Source organism: Streptomyces sp. NPDC097129, from assembly GCF_055668065.1.
Map to the genome: position 1 here is coordinate 579,649 of NZ_JBVOQE010000001.1, position 16,464 is coordinate 596,112.

General features: G+C 73.8%; 15 protein-coding genes, 1 tRNA gene and 2 pseudogenes. 7 read left to right on the forward strand and 11 right to left on the reverse strand.

Annotation, left to right across the window (positions count from 1 at the left end):
* Positions 1-18: 18 nt before the first annotated feature.
* Together AC0B9F_RS02620 and AC0B9F_RS02625 are read right to left on the reverse strand one after the other, a co-directional pair.
* Complete coding sequence (locus tag AC0B9F_RS02620) at positions 19-738, reverse strand: hypothetical protein (RefSeq protein ID WP_471998387.1); 720 nt, start codon at positions 736-738, stop codon at positions 19-21.
* Positions 739-743: 5 nt separating this feature from the next.
* Positions 744-1,430 carry a hypothetical protein gene (locus AC0B9F_RS02625; RefSeq protein WP_471998388.1) on the reverse strand — a complete coding sequence of 229 codons (687 nt, stop codon included), beginning with the start codon at positions 1,428-1,430 and terminating at the stop codon, positions 744-746.
* A gap of 166 nt (positions 1,431-1,596) precedes the next feature.
* Between AC0B9F_RS02625 and AC0B9F_RS02630 the strand changes: the two genes are divergently transcribed.
* Complete coding sequence (locus AC0B9F_RS02630) at positions 1,597-2,088, forward strand: GNAT family N-acetyltransferase (protein ID WP_471998389.1); 492 nt, start codon at positions 1,597-1,599, stop codon at positions 2,086-2,088.
* Between the two features lie 785 nt (positions 2,089-2,873).
* On the opposite strand, the gene AC0B9F_RS02635 is transcribed toward AC0B9F_RS02630, so the two are convergent.
* Entirely contained in the window at positions 2,874-4,913 is a 2,040-nt protein-coding gene (locus tag AC0B9F_RS02635) for an MDR family MFS transporter (protein WP_471998390.1), read from the reverse strand.
* A gap of 625 nt (positions 4,914-5,538) precedes the next feature.
* Between AC0B9F_RS02635 and AC0B9F_RS02640 the strand changes: the two genes are divergently transcribed.
* The gene (locus AC0B9F_RS02640) at positions 5,539-6,210 is read left to right on the forward strand and encodes a peptidoglycan-binding domain-containing protein (RefSeq protein ID WP_471998391.1); all 672 of its coding nucleotides are present in this window, start codon (positions 5,539-5,541) and stop codon (positions 6,208-6,210) included.
* Positions 6,211-7,302: 1,092 nt separating this feature from the next.
* Here the strand turns inward: AC0B9F_RS02640 and AC0B9F_RS02645 are convergent.
* Positions 7,303-7,967, reverse strand: a pseudogene (locus AC0B9F_RS02645) (HAD family hydrolase).
* A 171-nt stretch (positions 7,968-8,138) separates the two neighbouring features.
* Positions 8,139-8,720, reverse strand: coding sequence for a TMEM165/GDT1 family protein (locus AC0B9F_RS02650; protein ID WP_471998392.1), 582 nt, complete (start codon positions 8,718-8,720; stop codon positions 8,139-8,141).
* A 400-nt stretch (positions 8,721-9,120) separates the two neighbouring features.
* Here AC0B9F_RS02650 and AC0B9F_RS02655 point away from each other — a divergent pair, with 400 nt between their 5' ends.
* From AC0B9F_RS02655 to AC0B9F_RS02665, 3 genes are all read left to right on the forward strand, one after another.
* Positions 9,121-9,765 carry an HNH endonuclease family protein gene (locus AC0B9F_RS02655; RefSeq protein WP_471998393.1) on the forward strand — a complete coding sequence of 215 codons (645 nt, stop codon included), beginning with the start codon at positions 9,121-9,123 and terminating at the stop codon, positions 9,763-9,765.
* Between the two features lie 222 nt (positions 9,766-9,987).
* Positions 9,988-10,449 carry a DoxX family protein gene (locus AC0B9F_RS02660; protein ID WP_471998394.1) on the forward strand — a complete coding sequence of 154 codons (462 nt, stop codon included), beginning with the start codon at positions 9,988-9,990 and terminating at the stop codon, positions 10,447-10,449.
* 167 nt (positions 10,450-10,616) lie between these two features.
* Entirely contained in the window at positions 10,617-11,252 is a 636-nt protein-coding gene (locus tag AC0B9F_RS02665) for a DedA family protein (protein WP_471998395.1), read from the forward strand.
* Between the two features lie 389 nt (positions 11,253-11,641).
* On the opposite strand, the gene AC0B9F_RS02670 is transcribed toward AC0B9F_RS02665, so the two are convergent.
* Complete coding sequence (locus AC0B9F_RS02670; protein ID WP_471998396.1) at positions 11,642-11,872, reverse strand: DUF2277 domain-containing protein; 231 nt, start codon at positions 11,870-11,872, stop codon at positions 11,642-11,644.
* Positions 11,873-11,973: 101 nt separating this feature from the next.
* On the opposite strand from AC0B9F_RS02670, the gene AC0B9F_RS02675 reads away from it, so the two are divergent.
* Positions 11,974-12,885, forward strand: a complete 912-nt coding sequence (locus AC0B9F_RS02675) for a ketopantoate reductase family protein (protein ID WP_471998397.1) — start codon at positions 11,974-11,976, stop codon at positions 12,883-12,885.
* A gap of 107 nt (positions 12,886-12,992) precedes the next feature.
* A complete protein-coding gene (locus AC0B9F_RS02680; RefSeq protein ID WP_471998398.1) occupies positions 12,993-13,352 on the forward strand; it encodes a hypothetical protein in 360 nt (119 codons plus the stop codon).
* 5 nt (positions 13,353-13,357) lie between these two features.
* Here AC0B9F_RS02680 and AC0B9F_RS02685 read toward each other — a convergent pair.
* From AC0B9F_RS02685 to AC0B9F_RS02705, 5 genes and pseudogenes are all read right to left on the reverse strand, one after another.
* Positions 13,358-13,810 (reverse strand): annotated as a pseudogene (locus AC0B9F_RS02685) (DUF305 domain-containing protein); the annotation flags it as partial.
* Between the two features lie 91 nt (positions 13,811-13,901).
* Positions 13,902-14,306 (reverse strand): DUF6153 family protein, encoded by a 405-nt coding sequence (locus AC0B9F_RS02690; protein WP_471998399.1) that lies wholly within the window; start codon positions 14,304-14,306, stop codon positions 13,902-13,904.
* 76 nt (positions 14,307-14,382) lie between these two features.
* Positions 14,383-14,454: transfer RNA gene (locus tag AC0B9F_RS02695), tRNA-Val, on the reverse strand.
* Positions 14,455-14,555: 101 nt separating this feature from the next.
* Entirely contained in the window at positions 14,556-15,698 is a 1,143-nt protein-coding gene (locus AC0B9F_RS02700) for a nuclease/transposase family protein (protein ID WP_471998400.1), read from the reverse strand.
* Between the two features lie 213 nt (positions 15,699-15,911).
* Positions 15,912-16,169 carry a hypothetical protein gene (locus tag AC0B9F_RS02705; protein ID WP_471998401.1) on the reverse strand — a complete coding sequence of 86 codons (258 nt, stop codon included), beginning with the start codon at positions 16,167-16,169 and terminating at the stop codon, positions 15,912-15,914.
* Positions 16,170-16,464: the final 295 nt, after the last annotated feature.

Genomic DNA, 16,464 nt, shown 5'->3' on the forward strand with positions numbered 1-16,464 from the left:
GGGGGCCGGTGCGCTGCGTCAGAGGTGCAGCAGGCGGCGGGACAGCTCGCGGTAGTCGCGCAGGGTCAGCCGCAGCTCCTCGGTGTCCGTGCCGGTGACGGGCTTTTCCTCGCCGGCCTCGCCGCCCTGCCAGGACATCCGCAGAGTACGGCGGCGCCGGGAGACGGCGTCATTGACGTGCGCGGCGATCTCCTGCAGCAGGCGGTCGGCCTCCTCCACCGCGTCACGCGGTGCGTCGACGAAGCCGGCCAGCGCGTGCGAGAGCCGCTGATGGAACTCGTCCACCTCCTCGTGCGGCATGAGGGAGCCGCCACTGGGGCTGTCGGCCGCGGTCGCCTCGGCGCCGGCCGGCGTGGTGCCGGTCATCGCCGTGCCGGTCGGCGTGGTCGCCTCGGCGCCGGTCGGCGTGGTGCCGGCCGTCGCCGTGCCGGTCGTTGCGGTCGTTCCTCCCGTCGTGGTCGTACCCCCTGTCGTGGTGGTGGCGCCCGTCGCGGTCGTGCCGGCGCCGTGGCTGGTGCCGGTGGCGGTTTCGCCGCGCGCGTCCGGGTCGGCGGGGAGGGGCGACCGGCCGGAACCGGGGCCGGGGCCGGTCACGGACCTCTCGCCCAGCCCGGGCACGGTGTGCCCCTGCCCCGCGGGCGTCACGGTGTGACCTCCGGCGTGCTCGGCGGGTGCCACCGGAGCGCGCTCCTCCGTTGTCGGGGCGTGGCGCATGCCTTGACGGCTGTCGTCGGTCATGGCGGTCAACTCCCCTTGGCGTCGCCGCGGGTCAGGCCCCACGGCAGGTGGGTGCGATGGGTGGGCCGGGGCGCGGCTAGCTGCTCGCGTTCGGCCTTCGCGGAGCGGTCCGCGCGGTGCCGCCCGCTGTCGTGGGACGTCGCGGCGATGAGCTCCGCGAACAGCCCGCGTGCCTCGACGAGTGCCTCGCGCAGCTCCTCCGTACCGAACCCGTCGCTGTCCGCGGCCAGCGGCGCATGGGCGACGCGGTGCATGTGGCGGTAGCCCTGCACGTGGTGGGCGTGGTGTACGGAGAGCGCTTCAAGATGCTCCTCGTACTGCCCGCCGTCGGGGTAGCCGCGGGCGGCCGCCACCTCGGCGAGCAGCCGGTCCGCCTCGACGACCGCCTCGTGCGGCGCGTCGACGAAGTGTTCCTGCAGGGCCGTCCAGCGCGCCTCGTACTCTTCGCGCCGGGCCGGTTCCAACGGCTGCTCGCGCAGCTCTCCGTGCTTTTCGACGCGCCGGGCGAGATCCCGCTCGGCGGCCTTGACGTCCCCGTCGTGCCGGGCGACGGCACGGTCGTACTCGGGTCCGAAGCGCCGCTTCAGACTCCGGCCGCCGCCCGAGCCGCGGGCACGCAGGATCAGGGCCGCCGCGACAAGGACGACGGCGGCCACGATGACTATCACAGCGATGAGCACGCCTGTGGACATGAATGCCTTCCGGGTGCCTTCCGATTCTGACCGGCCCGTCCGACCGGTTTCCCCTCATCGGGTTGCCCGCGCCCCGCCCGGCAAACGGTCCGTGCACGGGGGTGTGCGGACCGGGGTCGTTTATCGGGTTGCGGCGCGCCCGGGTCGCCTTCCCACAATGACGCCCATGACCTGGACTTTCGCCCCCGAGCCGTACGACTCCCCGAACGCCCGCGCCCTGTGGCGGGCGTACTACACGGAGGTCAGCGACCGCTGGTACCTGCTGCACGAGGGGCGCCGCACCGACCCGGACGAGCTGGAACGGGAGATCGCCGCGGCCGACGGCTCCGAACTGGCGCCGCCGCGCGGCCGGTTGCTGATGGCGAGGTACGGCGGTGAGCCGGCCGGAAGCGCGGGCGTACGGCTGCTGGACGCGGCGACGGCCGAGCTGACACGGGTGTTCCTGCTGCCCGGGATGCGCGGCCGGGGCGGAGCGGGGCCGCTGGTGGCGGCAGCCGAGGACGCCGCCCGGGACCTGGGCGCCGCCGAGCTGATCCTGGACACCCGCAGCGACCTGGTGGAGGCCCGCGCCCTGTACACCCGCCTCGGCTACACGGAAACCACCCGCCACAACGACGCCCCCTACGCCGACCACTGGTTCCGCAAGAAGCTCGCCTGAGCCGGGGCGGGCTGCGGCCGCGCTGCCTGCCGGGCCCCGGCGGGGCGAGGTGCCCGGCCCCGGGGGCCCGGAAGCTCGCCTGAGACGGGCGGGCTGCCGCCGCGCTCCTTGGCCGGGGCCTCGCCCCGGACCTCTTGCCCGAGGCGAGGGGCTCCGCCCGGGGCCCGGCCCTGGCCTCTCAGGCCCCGGCGAGACACCCGGTCCGGGCACTGGCCGGTTGGCCCCGGCAGGGCGAGTTACCCGGCCCGGGGCCCCGGAAGCTCGCCTGAGACGGGGCCGGCTGCCGCCGCGCTCCATGACCGGGGTGGCGCCCCAGGCCTCTCGCCCGAGGCGAGGGGCTCCGCCCGAGGCCCGGCCTGTCCCGGCCCCGGGCAGAACCCCTCTGACCTGGCCTCTCAGGCCGCAGCGAGACACCCGGTCCGAGGACGGACCGGTCGGCCCCAGCGGGGCGAATTGCCCGGCCCCAGGGCCCCGGAAGCTCGCCTGAGACGGGGCCGGCTGCCGCCGCGCTCCATGGCCCGGGTGGTGCCCCGGGCCCCTCTCGCCGAGGCGAGGGGCTCCGCCCGAGGCCCGGCCTGTCCTGGCCCCGGGCGGACCCACTCTGACCTGGCCTCTCAGGCCGCTGCGAGACACCCGGGCCGGGGACGGGCCGGTTGGCCCCGGCGGGCGAGGTGCCCAGCCCCGCGGGCCGCCGGGGGCGGCGGCAGGCCGGGGGTGTGATGCGTCCGGTGCCGGCCGGTCCCCTTTCCGCCTGGCGGCGCGAGACGGTTCGCTCCGGCCGCCGGTCAGCCGGGGGTCGCGGCTCGGCCCGGGGCGCCGGGCTGTTCGCGGGTGGAGCCGCAGAGCTCCTCGTTGAGGAGTTTGACCAGTTGCGTCAGGTCGGTGGGGCGGTCCGGCCCCCACCAGTCGCCGAGGAGGTGGGCCAGCGACTCCTCCCGGGCCTGCGCGAGCCGCGCGGCGACCGCGCTCCCTGCGTCCGTCAGCACCAGGTCGACCCCCTCCCGGCGGGCGAGCTGCCGCTCTTCGACCTGCCGGGCGGCCTCGAGGATCACCTGCAGCGGCACGGGGCTGCGCTCGGCCAGCGCACCCGGCTCCACCCGGCCGTACCGCTTGATCCGCAGCAGCAGCCAGCTCGCGGCCGGCAGCAGGTCGTAGCCGGCCCGTTCGGTGATCTTCCGGTAGACCTCGCGCCGCCCCTCCCGGGTACCGAGCGCGGACAGCGCCCGGCACACCTCGTCGTACGAGGAACGCTCGACGGGGTTGCTGGCGAGGGTCTCGGTGACGTCCGGCGCGGTGACGGAGGCCCGCAGCCGGTCCTCCTTCAGCAGCCACGCCAGCAGGAACCCCAGGAAGGCGACCGGCGCGGCGTACAGGAAGACGTCCGTGATGGAGGAGGCGTACGCGTGCAGCGCCGCCGGGCGCAGCGCGGGCGGCAGGGCGCCGATGCCACGCGGGTCGGCCTTCAGCGCGTCCGGGGACGCCCCGCCCGGCAGCCGTACGCCCCGGAAGGCGTCGGCGAGTTTGTCGCTGAGGCGGCTGGCGAAAACCGTGCCGAAGATGGCGACGCCGAAGGACGCGCCGATGGAGCGGAAGAACGTGGCGCCGGAGGTGGCGACGCCCAGATCCTCGTACGACACGGCGTTCTGCACGATGAGGACGAGGACCTGCATGACCAGGCCCAGTCCGAGGCCGAACACGAAGAAGTACACGCTCATCCGGGCCGTCGAACTGTGCTCGTCGAGCCGGTGGAGCAGCAGCAGGCCGATGGCGGTGACGCCCGTACCGGCGACGGGGAACACCTTCCAGCGGCCGGTACGGCTCACGATCTGCCCGGACAGCGTCGAGGACAGCAGCATGCCGAACACCATCGGCAGCATGTGCACCCCGGACAGCGTGGGGCTCACACCCTGCACGACCTGCAGGAACGTCGGCAGATAGGTCATCGCGCCGAACATCGCGAAGCCGACGATGAAGCTGATGACCGCGGAGAGGGTGAAGGTGCGGATGCGGAACAGTTTCAGCGGCAGGACGGGTTCGGCGGCCCGGCGCTCCACGGCGACGAACACACCGGCCAGCGCCACGCCGAGCACCGCCAGGCCGATGATCTGCGGCGACCCCCAGCCCCACGTCGTACCGCCGAGGGAGGCGACCAGGATCAGGCAGGTGGCGACGGACGCGACGAGGACGGTGCCGAGGTAGTCGATGACGTGCCGGGTCGAGCGGCGCGGGATGTGCAGCGCGGTCGCGATCACGGCGAGGGCGACGACGCCGACGGGGAGGTTGATGTAGAACACCCAGCGCCAGCTGAGGTGTTCGGTGAACAGTCCGCCCAGCAGCGGTCCGAGCACGCTCGTCGCGCCGAACACGGCCCCGAACAGCCCCTGGTAGCGGCCGCGTTCGCGGGGCGAGACGATGTCCCCGACGATCGCCATCGACAGCACCATCAGGCCGCCGCCGCCGAGCCCCTGCACGGCACGGTAGGCGATCAGCTGCGGCATGTTCTGCGCCATGCCGCACAGCGCGGAGCCGATGAGGAAGATGACGATCGCGGCCTGGAAGAGCTTCTTGCGCCCGTACTGGTCGCCGAGCTTGCCCCACAGCGGGGTCGCGGCGGTGGAGGCCAGCAGGTACGCGGTGACCACCCACGACAGGTGCTCGAGGCCACCGAGGTCGCTGACGATGGTGGGCAGCGCGGTCGACACGATGGTCTGATCGAGAGCCGCCAGCAGCATGCCGAGCAGCAGGGCGCCGATCGACACGAGCACGTTGCCGGACACATGCTCCTGCTGCGCACTTCCCGTCCTGGCGTGCGCGTCCACGGTCATGGAGACCTCCCCAGCTGTCGTGAGACATCCATCCTGTTCGGTGTGACCGGTTATGGCCTGTTGAGTCCTGTTGGAGCCCAGTATTCCGGGGGGAGCCGCCTTCGCCCGAGTGGAGGAACCGCATAATCTCCGGAGTTCCTATGGGGGTCCTATGGGGGAGGGCGAACACATGGACGAACGCGGGGGTGGGGCGGAGGCCGGGGCGGGGCCCGGGGCCGGGGCGGGGCCCGGGGCCGGGGCCTCGGCGCGGGTGCACCGCTGCCCGGAGTGCGGTGCGCCTCGGGCGGCCGACAACACTCCGTCGTGCGGCTGCACCCGACGGGCGTCCGACGCCCTGGCCGCCACGCGGTCCGCTGCGGCGGCCGCGGCGGAGGACTTCGATCCGTTGCGGATCCGGCCGTATGTGGAGCTGGAGCCGGAGGGGGCGGGGGCGGGGGGCGGCGCGGGGGGTGGTGCGGGGGGCGGTGCGGAGGGTGGCGCGGAGGGTGGCGCTGCTCTGGAGGAGACGGTGCCGTTGCGGGCGGTGTCTGCGGAGCGTGCGGATCTTTTGCCCTCGGCGCCCAGCGCGGCGGATCTGAGTCTGTTCGCGGCGGCGGAATCGACGCGCCTCGGTGACGGCGGCGCGGTGACACAGCCCGACGGCGGCCCTTCCGACGGGCAGCGGCGCAGGCGCCGGCGCACTGCCGCGCTGCTGGCCGGGGGCGTCGTGGGGGTGGTGGCGGCGGCCGGGCTGGCCAGCGGCCTGCTGTCGTACGACACGCCGACGCGGGACGGTGCCGCGCCCGAGGGACCCCGTGCGGCGGTGCCGGACGGGGTGACGGACGGGGTGACGGACTCGGTGACGACTACGGCCGAGCGGTCGGCGTCTCCTGGGTCGTCGCCCTCGCCGTCGCTGTCCTCGCCGGGGCCGAGCCCGTCGCGGACGAGCGCGAGCCCGTCCGCTACGTCGTCGCCCTCGGCGTCCACCTCCGCGCCGAGCCGCCCGACGCCGACGTCGTCGCCCACTGTGACGGCGACGGCGACGGCGTCCGCGGGGGGTGTCTCGTCCGCCCCGGCTGACGGTGACCAGGACGCCCGGGTGCTGCGGCGCGGTGACCGGGGGCCGGCGGTCACGGAACTCCAGCTGCGCCTTCGCCAGCTGAATCTGTACAACGGCGAGGCCAACGGCAACTTCAACAGCCAGGTCGAGGACGCGCTGCGCAACTACCAGTGGGCGAGAGGCGTCACGGACGACGGGCTGGGGGTGTACGGGGCGCAGACGCGGGCGATGCTGGAGTCGGAGACGGAGGCGCCGTGAGCCTGCGGCGCCGGGTCGCATGTCGGGTGCGGGTGCGTGGTGGCTGGTCGCGCAGTTCCCCGCGCCCCTTATATGCCTGCGGCGGCCCGTTGCGGTCGCGTTGTGGCTGGTGTAGCGCCTTCTGCGGGTGGGTGAGTCGGGGCCGGGGTGGGGGGTGTCCGTCCTCGGTCCGGCCGCCCGTCCCCGACGACGGCACCGTTGCCCGGTGCCGGCCGCTGCGGGCGGACACCCCCCACCCCGTCCCCTCCCCGCCGTACGCGGCTGCGGGCCGTCGTCGCTTCCACCGGGGGTGCGGACCGCCACCCGTGCGTCGCGGGGTGTGGACCGCCGCGCCGTCCGCGGGTGCGCGCCGCCTCCCGTGTGCTGCGGTTGTGACCCGCGGCGCGTGCGTGCGCAGCCGCGGACCGCCGTCCCGCGCATTTGCGGTCCGGCACGCCGGGGCGGCCGTCAAGCCGCCAAGCAGCGGGCGGCTGTGTCGCCATAGCTGGGGACCACCCCGCCCGCCGTAGCTGCGGACCACCCCGCCTAGCTACGGACCGCCGTCCCGCGTAGCTGCGGGCAGTCGTCCCGCGTAGCCACGGACCGCCGCGCGTCTCTAGCCAGGGACCGCCGCGCCGCCCGCGGGGGCGCACCGCCACCCCTGCGCCGCGGGTGTGAACCGCCGCGCGTGCCTGAGTAGCCGCGGACCGGCACGCCGGGGCGGCTGCCAAGCCGCCAAGCAGCGGGCGGCTGTGTCGCCGTGGCTACGGACCGCCGTCCCGCCTAGCTGCGGGCAGTCGTCCCGCGTAGCTGCGGGCAGTCGTCCCGCGTAGCTGCGGGCAGTCGTCCCGCGGAACTGCGGGCAGTCGTGCCGCCGGGGCGGCGCGGGTGGGCGCTGGGGGTACCCCCTGCTCGAAGAGCTTGGGGGAGGCACCCCGTCGCGCCGGGTTGCGCAACCCACCCCCGGCCAGCCACCACGCGGGTGCACTCGTTCAACGCGGGGTGCGCAACCCACCCCGGCCTACCCCACGCCGGGCGCAGCCCAGCCTGGTGGACGCAACGCCGGGCGCAGCCCACCCCGGCCACCGCAACGCCGGGCGCAGCCCCGTCGGGTTATCGCCCGGCGTGCAGGCGGAACAGTCCGGAGCCGGTGTTTTCGAGGCGCAGGGCCGTGAGGTCGGGGATCCATGCGTCAGGGCCGTGCGCGGCGGCGCGGGGGCCGATGCCCACCACCCTCATCCCCGCGGAGCGCCCCGCCGCTATCCCAGCGCCGGAGTCCTCGAAGACCACACATTCCTCGGCCGGCACCCCCAGCTCCGCCGCCCCCTTCAGGAAGCCCTCGGGGTCCGGCTTGCTCGCCCCCACGCTCTCCGCCGTGATCCGTACCGCCGGCAGCGCCAGCCCCGCCGCCGTCATCCGCGCGCTGGACAGCGCGACGTCCGCCGAGGTCACCAACGCGTGCGGCACCCCCAGGGCGGTCAGCGAGGCAAGGAACTCCGGCGCCCCCGGCACCGGCACCACGCCGTCCATGTCCGCCGTCTCCTCGGCGAGCATCCGCGCGTTGTCCGCGAGGTTGTGCTCCATGGGGCGGTCGGGCAGCAGGACCGCCTCGACGCGTGTCCCTGGCGGCCGTGGACGACTTTCATCACGTTGTCGCCGTCGAGCCCGTGCCGTTCGGCCCAGCGCCGCCAGACGCGTTCCACGACGGCGTCGGAGTTGACGAGTGTGCCGTCCATGTCGAGCAGCAGCGCACGGGCGGTGAAGACGGTGGCCGGCATCGGCGACTCCCGGGAAGTGAGCGAACATGCCCCCGCAGGGACAAGGTGGTCCCGCCCGCCGGTCAGGGAAAACGGGCGGGAACCACTTTGTTCCTCCACGGTACAAAATGAGGACGGCATCCCGCCACCACCCCCGCGACAGTTCACCGGGCGTTCAGCGGGGCGGCCGCGTCATCCGGCCACCGCCTCCCACAGACTCCACACCCCGAGCGCCAGCATCAGCAGCGCCGCGATCTTGGTGATGAGCGCCAGCGGCACCCGCTTCATCAGGGCCTTTCCGCCGACGATGCCGAGACCGGCGACCGCCCACAGGCCCAGCACCGCACCGAGACCGACGGACAACGGGTCGTCGTAGCGCGCCGCGAGGTTCGCCGTCATGATCTGCGTCAGGTCACCGAACTCGGCGACGAGGATGAGCATGAAGCCCGTACCGGCGACCTTCCAGAAGGTCTGGTCCTCGGGCCGGCGCACCTCCTCCTCTTCCTCACCCTGCTTCAGCAGCAGCACCGCGGCGCCGCCCAGGAAGAGCACACCGGTGAGCGCGTGCACGATCTGCTGCGGCAGCAGGGTCAGCACACTGCCGGCCGCGACGGCGAGCACGACGTGCAGGGTGAAGGCGGCGGCGACTCCGGCGAAGACGTACGAGGCTCGATAGCGCGTGCCGAGGACGAGGCCGGCGAGCGCGGTCTTGTCCGGCAGCTCGGCGAGGAAGATGACGCCGAAGACGAGCGCCGTCACGGTGATGCTGATCAAGGTTCCTCAATCGGTCGGGGCTGCCCCACCGAGAGTGCGGTACGTCCACGCGCAAGACACCTCGGCACGGCAGCACTCGGGCACCCGTGCCGTACGGCACGGGCAAGCACTGCGTTGCCGAAGGTCTCGCTGGCGCGACCACCACGGGTCCGCCTCCGGGCGCCGGCTCGGAATGACCGAGCAGTATGTCGACGACACCGGCGAAGAGCTACTCCCCTTCTGCGCCATCCATCGTACGGGAAGAGCGCGACCTCGTACGGCGCGGAAAGTTCGACCGTGAACCTTGTCGTGTCATGAGCACGTCACTAATCTCTCACCGCGCGCACATCTCCCCGCAACACGGCACCGCGAGCATTCTCGCGCCCGCGCTCCAACACCCCCACCCCTCAAGGGAGTTCGTATGCCCAGGTTCTACGCGCGTCGACGGACGAGCATACTCGCGGCGCTCACCGCACTGACAGCCTCCGTCGCGCTGTTCAACTCCCCCACCGCCTCCGCCGCCCTGCCCACCCCGGTCAGCGCCGCCACCGCCCGCAGCTACCTCTCCCAGCTCACCGTCGCCACCGAGAACCGCACCGGCTACAGCCGCGACCTCTTCCCGCACTGGATCACCATCAGCGGCGCCTGCAACACCCGCGAAACCGTCCTCAAGCGCGACGGCACGAACGTCGCCACCGACTCCTCCTGCGCCGCCACGAGCGGCAGCTGGTACTCCCCGTACGACGGTGCCACCTGGACCGCCGCCTCCGACCTCGACATCGACCACCTCGTGCCGCTCGCCGAGGCCTGGGACTCCGGCGCGAGCAAGTGGACCACCGCCCAGCGCCAGGCGTTCGCCAACGACCTCACCCGCCCGCAGCTGATCGCCGTGACGGACAACGTCAACCAGGCCAAGGGCGACCAGGACCCGGCCACCTGGATGCCCTCGCGCACCGACTACCGCTGCACCTACGTCCGCGCCTGGGTGCAGGTGAAGTACTACTACGACCTCTCCGTCGACACCGCCGAGAAGAACGCGCTCACGAACTACCTCGCGAGCTGCTGACGGCGACGTCCACAGCCCGGCCGGCCGGCGCCCCGCGACCACGTCGCGGGGCGCCGCGTCGTATGGGGGGCGGCGTCGCGTGGGGCGCGCGTCGCGCGGGGCGTCAGAATGTTGAACTTGCAAGCATTCATTAGGTCTGCCTAACCTGTGGCCCACCCGGTGCCGCCGTCCCCCACGACCGGTCCACCGGGGCCGTTCCGCTGACCCCGAAGGAGCCCCCACATGACCGCACGCCTGAACGGCACGCAGCCGTACGCGCTCGGACTGTTCCGCATCGTCGTCGGCCTGCTCTTCGCCTGCCACGGCGCCGCCTCGCTCTTCGGCGTCCTGGGCGGCGCGCCCGGCGGCAACGGCGGCACGATCGCGGCCGGCACCTGGCCCGGCTGGTACGCGGCCGTGATCCAGCTGGTCTGCGGCGGTCTGGTCCTGCTGGGGCTCGGCACCCGCGCGGCGGCCCTGGTGGCCTCCGGCTCGATGGCGTACGCCTACTTCGACGTGCACCAGGGCATGGCGCTGTGGCCGATCCAGAACGGCGGCGAGGCATCGGCGATGTTCTGCTGGGCGTTCCTGCTGCTGGTCTTCACCGGCTCCGGCGCGTTCGGCCTGGACCGGATGCTCCTCCGGCGCGGCGAGAGCGCGGACGACCGGCCGGCGCCGGAGCGGACGCCGGTGGCCGCCGCCTGACGGCCTCCCGTACGGCGGCCCGTGCGCAACTTCCGACACACGAGCCCCCGGCGAATCTCCCGTCCCACCTCAGGCGTACGCTGTATGGCTGTCATCGGCCGGTCACTGCCGCTCCCCGCTCTCGCGCGGCAAACGGTACGGCCCAGGGGGGAACACGGGGAGTAGCAGTGCTGGAGAGTGTCGGGTTGCTGACCGGCAGCCCATGGATCTACGCGGTCGTCGCGGCCTCCGTGCTGCTGGACGTGTTCCTGCCGATCCTGCCCAGTGGCGTCCTCGTCATCACGGCGGCGACCGCGGCCGCCGCGGGCACCGGAGCGGCCGGCGCCGCGGGCCCGGCCAAGGTCCCCGACCTGCTCTTCCTCATCCTCTCCGCGGCGACCGCCTCCGTCCTCGGCGACCTCGTCGCCTACCGGCTGGCCTGGCGCGGCGTGGCCCGTCTGGACAGCGCGATCGCCCGCTCCCGCCGCCTGACCCGCGCGCAGGAACGTCTCGGCGCCGCGCTCGCCCGGGGCGGCGGCCCCCTCGTCGTCCTCGCCCGCTTCGCCCCGGCCGGCCGCTCGGTCGTCTCCCTCGGCGCCGGCGCCGCCCACCACCGCGCCCGCGACTTCCTCCCCTGGTCCGCCCTGGCCGGCCTGTCCTGGGCCGGCTACAGCGCCGCCCTCGGCTACTACGGCGCCCACTGGCTCGGCGCGACCTGGCTGGCCACGGGCGTGTCGGTGGCGGCCCTCTTCGGCGCGGGCGCCGCAGCCGTGTACGTGATGCGACGCCGGCCGGCGGCGCAGGGGGCGGCCGTCCAGCAGTAGCCCCCACGGGCCGACGACGCCGGCCCGGCCCCGGTCCCGGTCCCGCCGGTGACCCATCGGGCGCTCACCGGGAGATGACGCCGATCCCCGGTCTCTGTCCTGCCGGTAGCTTCTCGGGCGGTGACGCCGATCCCCGTCCTGCGGGCAGCGCCTCGGGCGCGACGGCTCGGACCGCCGTCCGTGCCGGCAGCCCAACGGCGGTGACGGGGACCGCCGCCCGGCAGCCCACCGGCGGTGACGGGGACCATCGGCCCGGCAGCCCACCGGCGGTGACGCCGGGCCGCAGTCGGGCGACCCGTCGGTCGACGCCCGGTCGGCGGCGTCGGCCGTCCCGGCCGGGGGCCGGCCCTCCGGTCCTAGTCCGGCGGGGGCGGCAATCTCCTCCTCCCCTACCCCGCCCGCCGCGCCGGGGCGCCCCGGACCTCCAGTTCGCCGAGGAGGCGGGCCGTGGCCGTGGCGATCTCCTCCACCGCCCGGTCGAACACCTCCTGGTTGTGCGCGGCGGGCGCCCGGAACCCGGACACCTTCCGTACGTACTGCAGAGCGGCGGCCCGGATGTCGTCCTCGGTGGCCTCACCGGGGAGCACGGGCGGACGCAGGGTCTTGATACTCCGGCACATGCCTCAAGTCTGGCCCCGCGTACGGCCGATCCGCAGCAGCTGCGATGATCTGCGCCAGGCGGCCACCGTCCACGGGGCCGACCGACGAGAGGACACACCCGATGACCCTCACGACCCCCGGCAAGCTCACCGTGGCCGTCCTCGGCCCCGGCGGCGTCGGCGGCCTGCTCGCCGCGCTGCTGGCCCGGGCCGGCCACCGTGTGATCTGCCTGGCAGGCGACACCACCGCCGACACCCTGCGCATCACCGGCATCAGCGTCCGCAGCGGTGGGTTCGGCGACTTCACGGTCGCCGTGGAGGCGGACACCGAGCTGCGCGAGCCGGTCGACGTCTGCCTGGTCGCCGTCAAGCACACCGCGCTGGACGGCGCCCTCATCCGCGTCCCGCCCGCCGTGCTCGGCGACGGACTGCTGGTCCCGCTGCTCAACGGTGTCGACCACCCGGCGCACCTGCGCGAGCGCTACCGGCCCGACCGCGTCGCCCCGGCCGTCATCCGCGTCGAGTCGACCCGGACCGCACCCGGTGTGATCGAACACGGCACCGCCTTCGCCGAGGTCGACCTCACCGGCGACCCGGTCCCGCAGGACCGCCTGAGCGCACTCGCCCGGGCCCTGTCCGACGCCGGTGTCACCGCCCGTGTCCTGGCCGACGAGGCCGCCGCCCTGTGGGCGAAGATGGCGTTCCTCGCCCCCATGGCCCTGCTCACCACCCGCCACGGCGTGCCCATCGGCGAGCTGCGCACCCGCCACCGCGACGAGCTGACCGCCCTGGCGGAGGAGACGGCGGCCGTCAGCCAGGCCAGCGGCGGCCCCGGTGACGCGGCCGCCGCCCTCGCCCGTTACGGCACCTTCCCGGCCGCCACGAAGTCCTCCATGCAGCGCGACGCCGAAGCGGGCCGCGCGCTCGAACTCGACGCGATCGGCGGCGCGTTGCTGCGGGCGGCGGAACGGCACGGGGTGCCCGTCCCGGTGGCGGCACGGGTGGTGCGGGAGCTGCGGGAAGCGGGGTACTGAGCACGGCGGCCGGAGGGGAACGGCCGTACCAGCGCCTCGTGCACTCATTCGAGTGAAGCCACGGAAGCAGCTCGCTGCCTCAATTCGAACAGGCGTAGCATTGCCGCGTGGCTACGACCTATGAATTCCCCAGTGACCTCCTCGCCGGCCAGGAGGAGCTGCATCAGGTCCGGTCCGAACTGTCGGCCCTGCTCAAGCGGCTCCCCTGGTCGGTGGAGCCGCTGGACGGCTTCAGCGACGACAACGGCTGGCGCAAGCTGGAACGCCCCGCCTCGCCCGGCTGGACGGCCGACGAACAGGCCGAGGTGGAGAAGCTCCGGCGCCGCGAGCACGAGCTGGCGGTGTTCGTGACCACGCACCGCTTCTGGTCCGAGGTAGCGCCCGAGAGCCGGATGGAGGCCCGCTCGCGCCTCAAGCACGCGCACGAGACTCTCCCCAGCGAGACCGGCGGCCAGGCCGAGGGTTAGCCGAGCAGCCGCTTCATCTCCGCGATCTCGGGCATCCCGGACGCCCCCGAGTGCGACGAGTGGTTCTCCATCCCGGGCATGTCCGAGCCGCCGTCCTGGGGTACGTCCTCACCCCAGGCCGTCAGCCAGCCGCTCATGGTCCGGATCTCCGGGTCCTGCGCCTTCTCGATGCGCGCGGCAAGACTCTTGACCTGCGCGGACGAACCCCGCTGGGCGGCCAGCCGCGCCATCTGCAGCGCCTGGCGGTGGTGCGCGGGACCATGCCCTGCGCGAAGGCCACGTCCTGCGCGTTGTGCGCGCTCACGCCCGCCGAGGCGGAGGCAGAGGTGACGGAGGACGGGGCGGCGGCCCCGCCGTCCGCCGCTGCCGCCCCCGCAGGCGGCAAGAAGGAAGGCGGCACTCACCCCCGCCGCGACCAGAGCGGAACAGCGCGCGAGGGTACGGGTGGTGTGGCTCATGGCTGAACTCCTGCTCGAAGAGAGGGAATCTCGAGGACACGCGGACGCACCGCGCCGGTCGGAACGACCGACGGCACGGCACGGGCGGTGTCTAGATCCGCAGGAGCTGGAGTTCGGCCAGTGTGGGCGGCGCACAGGCCCCGTCGGGCGCGGCACCGACGTACGCGCAACCGGTCCGGGCCGGTACGACGACGGGCCCCGGGCCGGCGACCGGCACGGGCGCCTCGGGCCCGCCGCTCACCGCCGCGGAGGCACAGGTGGCGTCGGCATGCCGCGCATGCCCACCGCCGCAGTGCCCGTCCCCGTCCGCGCACCCGTCACCGGCGACCACGCCGACGGCGGCCGGGGCGCTCATGTGTCCATGCCGCTCCGGCACGACCCCACCGGGCGCCAGCGCATGCATGCCCAGCAACCCGGTCAGCAGTCCGAGCACGGCAACCACCCGCCACCACCGCACACGCGGCTGCGGGAGAATCCCCACCTCGAACCGACTCACGCGCCACATCGTGGGCAACCCGCCCCCCCGGACACGCGAAAGGACCCCCGGGTTTCCCCGAAGGCCCTCCACCGAGTGGGCGCGGACGGTTTCGAACCGCCGACATCCTGCTTGTAAGGCAGGCGCTCTACCACTGAGCTACGCACCCGGGACAAGCCGACAGCCTACATTGTCCCGGGCCGCGCCCTGCAAACCAGCAGAAGGTGAGCAGGCGTAGCCGTTTCCTGAGAGATCGAGCGGTTCTGCGTCCTACGGAGAGGGCGCAGGCTCGACCGCGTGCCCCGAGTGGTGTTGGGCACGCTGCTCCCCCGCTTTCGCACCGGCTCCGGCAGCACGGGGCGTGCCCGTGATCCTTGGGAGGCGGGGGCGGGGTTCCTCGTACCCCCGGCTCTCCGGCCCGGTCTGGACGGTCCGATGCCCCGCACGATCTCTCCGGTCGGGTGGGGGCGGTGCCGTCCGACGCCGGATCGGATGACCGAGGGCACGCCGTCCGATCGCCACGGCGGCGGCGTCATGGCGAGTGATCTCTCGTCGGGCAGTGGACAGTGGCTGCTGCCAGTACCGGGCACCCCACCGAGAGGTGTACGCCGGGTCGACCGCGACGATCACCAGGCCCTGCTCGGCGGCCATCGACACGAGCCGGTTCCTGAGCCGTGCCGTGGGAAAGCGGGAGACAAGTCGGCGGAAGCTCTTGCTCCGGCCATGCTGCTCGCGGCTTGTCCCGTCGGTGAAGTCCAGGTCCTCGATCGCCACCGCGCCGACTCCGCAGCGCCGGGCGTGGTGCAGCAACCGGGTCAGCGCGTGCCGGATCTGGGCGTCCCTGTGCGAGGCGCTGCCCGAGAGGTCGTAGAAGTACCGCCGGGGTGCACCGACCGGGTTGCCGTGCACACCGAGGCTCCAGGCGGCGAGATGGTCGTCATTCATGTCGACCGCGAGCACGCCTCGGGCCAGCGCCACGCGAAGCGGCAGCACCGGGGTGGCCCTGCGCTGCCAGGAGGCGGTCACGTACCAGCGGCCGCGTCCGACGTCGTGATGGATGCGGTACGCGACCGCCCGGTCCCCGGCGATGCGGTCCCGCCACTCCTCGGCCCGGTACCCGAACGCCACCGTCGCCTCGAGCACGTACCGGCCGTGCGGGGCGTTGGCCAGGTGCATCAAGGCCGCCGGCAGTCTGATCGAGAGTTCTCCGGTATCGCTGACACGGATGGTCTCATTGCCGTTGCGCTTCCCGGACTCGCCGTCGGCGGCCAGGAACCTCCGGGCGGCACGCCATCGCTCCCGCCGGGTCCGCCCGTCGAGTCCGGCGTCGTTCGGACGGTGGCACAGGCTTGCCGGCTTCTTGCCGCCACCGCGCACCACATGCACCCGGCCCGCTGCCCAGTCGGACTCCACGGCGGCCGACCGGTCCCGCAGGGCGTGCAGGCGGCGGGACTTGGCGTGCCACTCCGACCGGGTGGCGTAGCCGCGCGGGAGCCCGGCCCGCTTGTCGGCGTTGGCGCCCAGGGGGCGGGCCAGCCTCGCCTCGATCCGTGCCGTCTCGGCGCGCAGCCATGCCTTCTCGGCTGCCTGACCACGCCGGGCCGACGCCCACTGATCGTGGGTCGCCTAGGTGATGCTGCCGGCCCACCGCGCCGACGACGTAGCGGTCAGCGCCCGCTTGCGCGCCGCCCAGGAGGTGGCGTCGTGAGACGTCCCCTGCCGGGACCGCACGGCGAGATCCCGCGACGCGAGCGAGCCGAGGAAGGCACCGACCTCGGTCAGCACCGCCTCGTCCACCGGTGACAGCCGCAGCCGAGTCCTGACCGACACGCCCACGGGTCCGGGCACCACGAACGGCGCGGCCACCTGTCGCGATCCACCCATCCGCTGCCCCCCGTCGACGCCGAAGATCCTTTCGTCGTATGCAACGACCATCACCCGGGAAGGTCACCCGTTCGACCGTGGGACGCGGTCAGCACCGGGACCGGCCACCGGTCCGTGGACGTGCGGCTGAGTGCCGCAGCGAACCGGCTCCGGGCCGTCAGCCGGGACGGGTCCGTGACCCCGTGCCGTCGTCGGCGCGTCACAACGTCTCCGCCCTGTGTCCGTCCGTGGCGGTGGGGGGAAAATCACGTGTGTACGGCGAACTGACCGGCCCGTGTGTTCGTCTTCAACCGGT

Bases quoted from the DNA above. Each gene is read 5' to 3' on its own strand.
- AC0B9F_RS02620 (WP_471998387.1), bottom strand. From the start codon at position 738: ATGACCGACGACAGCCGTCAAGGCATGCGCCACGCCCCGACAACGGAG.
- AC0B9F_RS02625 (WP_471998388.1), bottom strand. From the start codon at position 1,430: ATGTCCACAGGCGTGCTCATCGCTGTGATAGTCATCGTGGCCGCCGTC.
- AC0B9F_RS02630 (WP_471998389.1), top strand. From the start codon at position 1,597: ATGACCTGGACTTTCGCCCCCGAGCCGTACGACTCCCCGAACGCCCGC.
- AC0B9F_RS02635 (WP_471998390.1), bottom strand. From the start codon at position 4,913: ATGACCGTGGACGCGCACGCCAGGACGGGAAGTGCGCAGCAGGAGCAT.
- AC0B9F_RS02655 (WP_471998393.1), top strand. From the start codon at position 9,121: ATGCCCAGGTTCTACGCGCGTCGACGGACGAGCATACTCGCGGCGCTC.
- AC0B9F_RS02660 (WP_471998394.1), top strand. From the start codon at position 9,988: ATGACCGCACGCCTGAACGGCACGCAGCCGTACGCGCTCGGACTGTTC.
- AC0B9F_RS02670 (WP_471998396.1), bottom strand. From the start codon at position 11,872: ATGTGCCGGAGTATCAAGACCCTGCGTCCGCCCGTGCTCCCCGGTGAG.
- AC0B9F_RS02675 (WP_471998397.1), top strand. From the start codon at position 11,974: ATGACCCTCACGACCCCCGGCAAGCTCACCGTGGCCGTCCTCGGCCCC.
- AC0B9F_RS02705 (WP_471998401.1), bottom strand. From the start codon at position 16,169: ATGGGTGGATCGCGACAGGTGGCCGCGCCGTTCGTGGTGCCCGGACCC.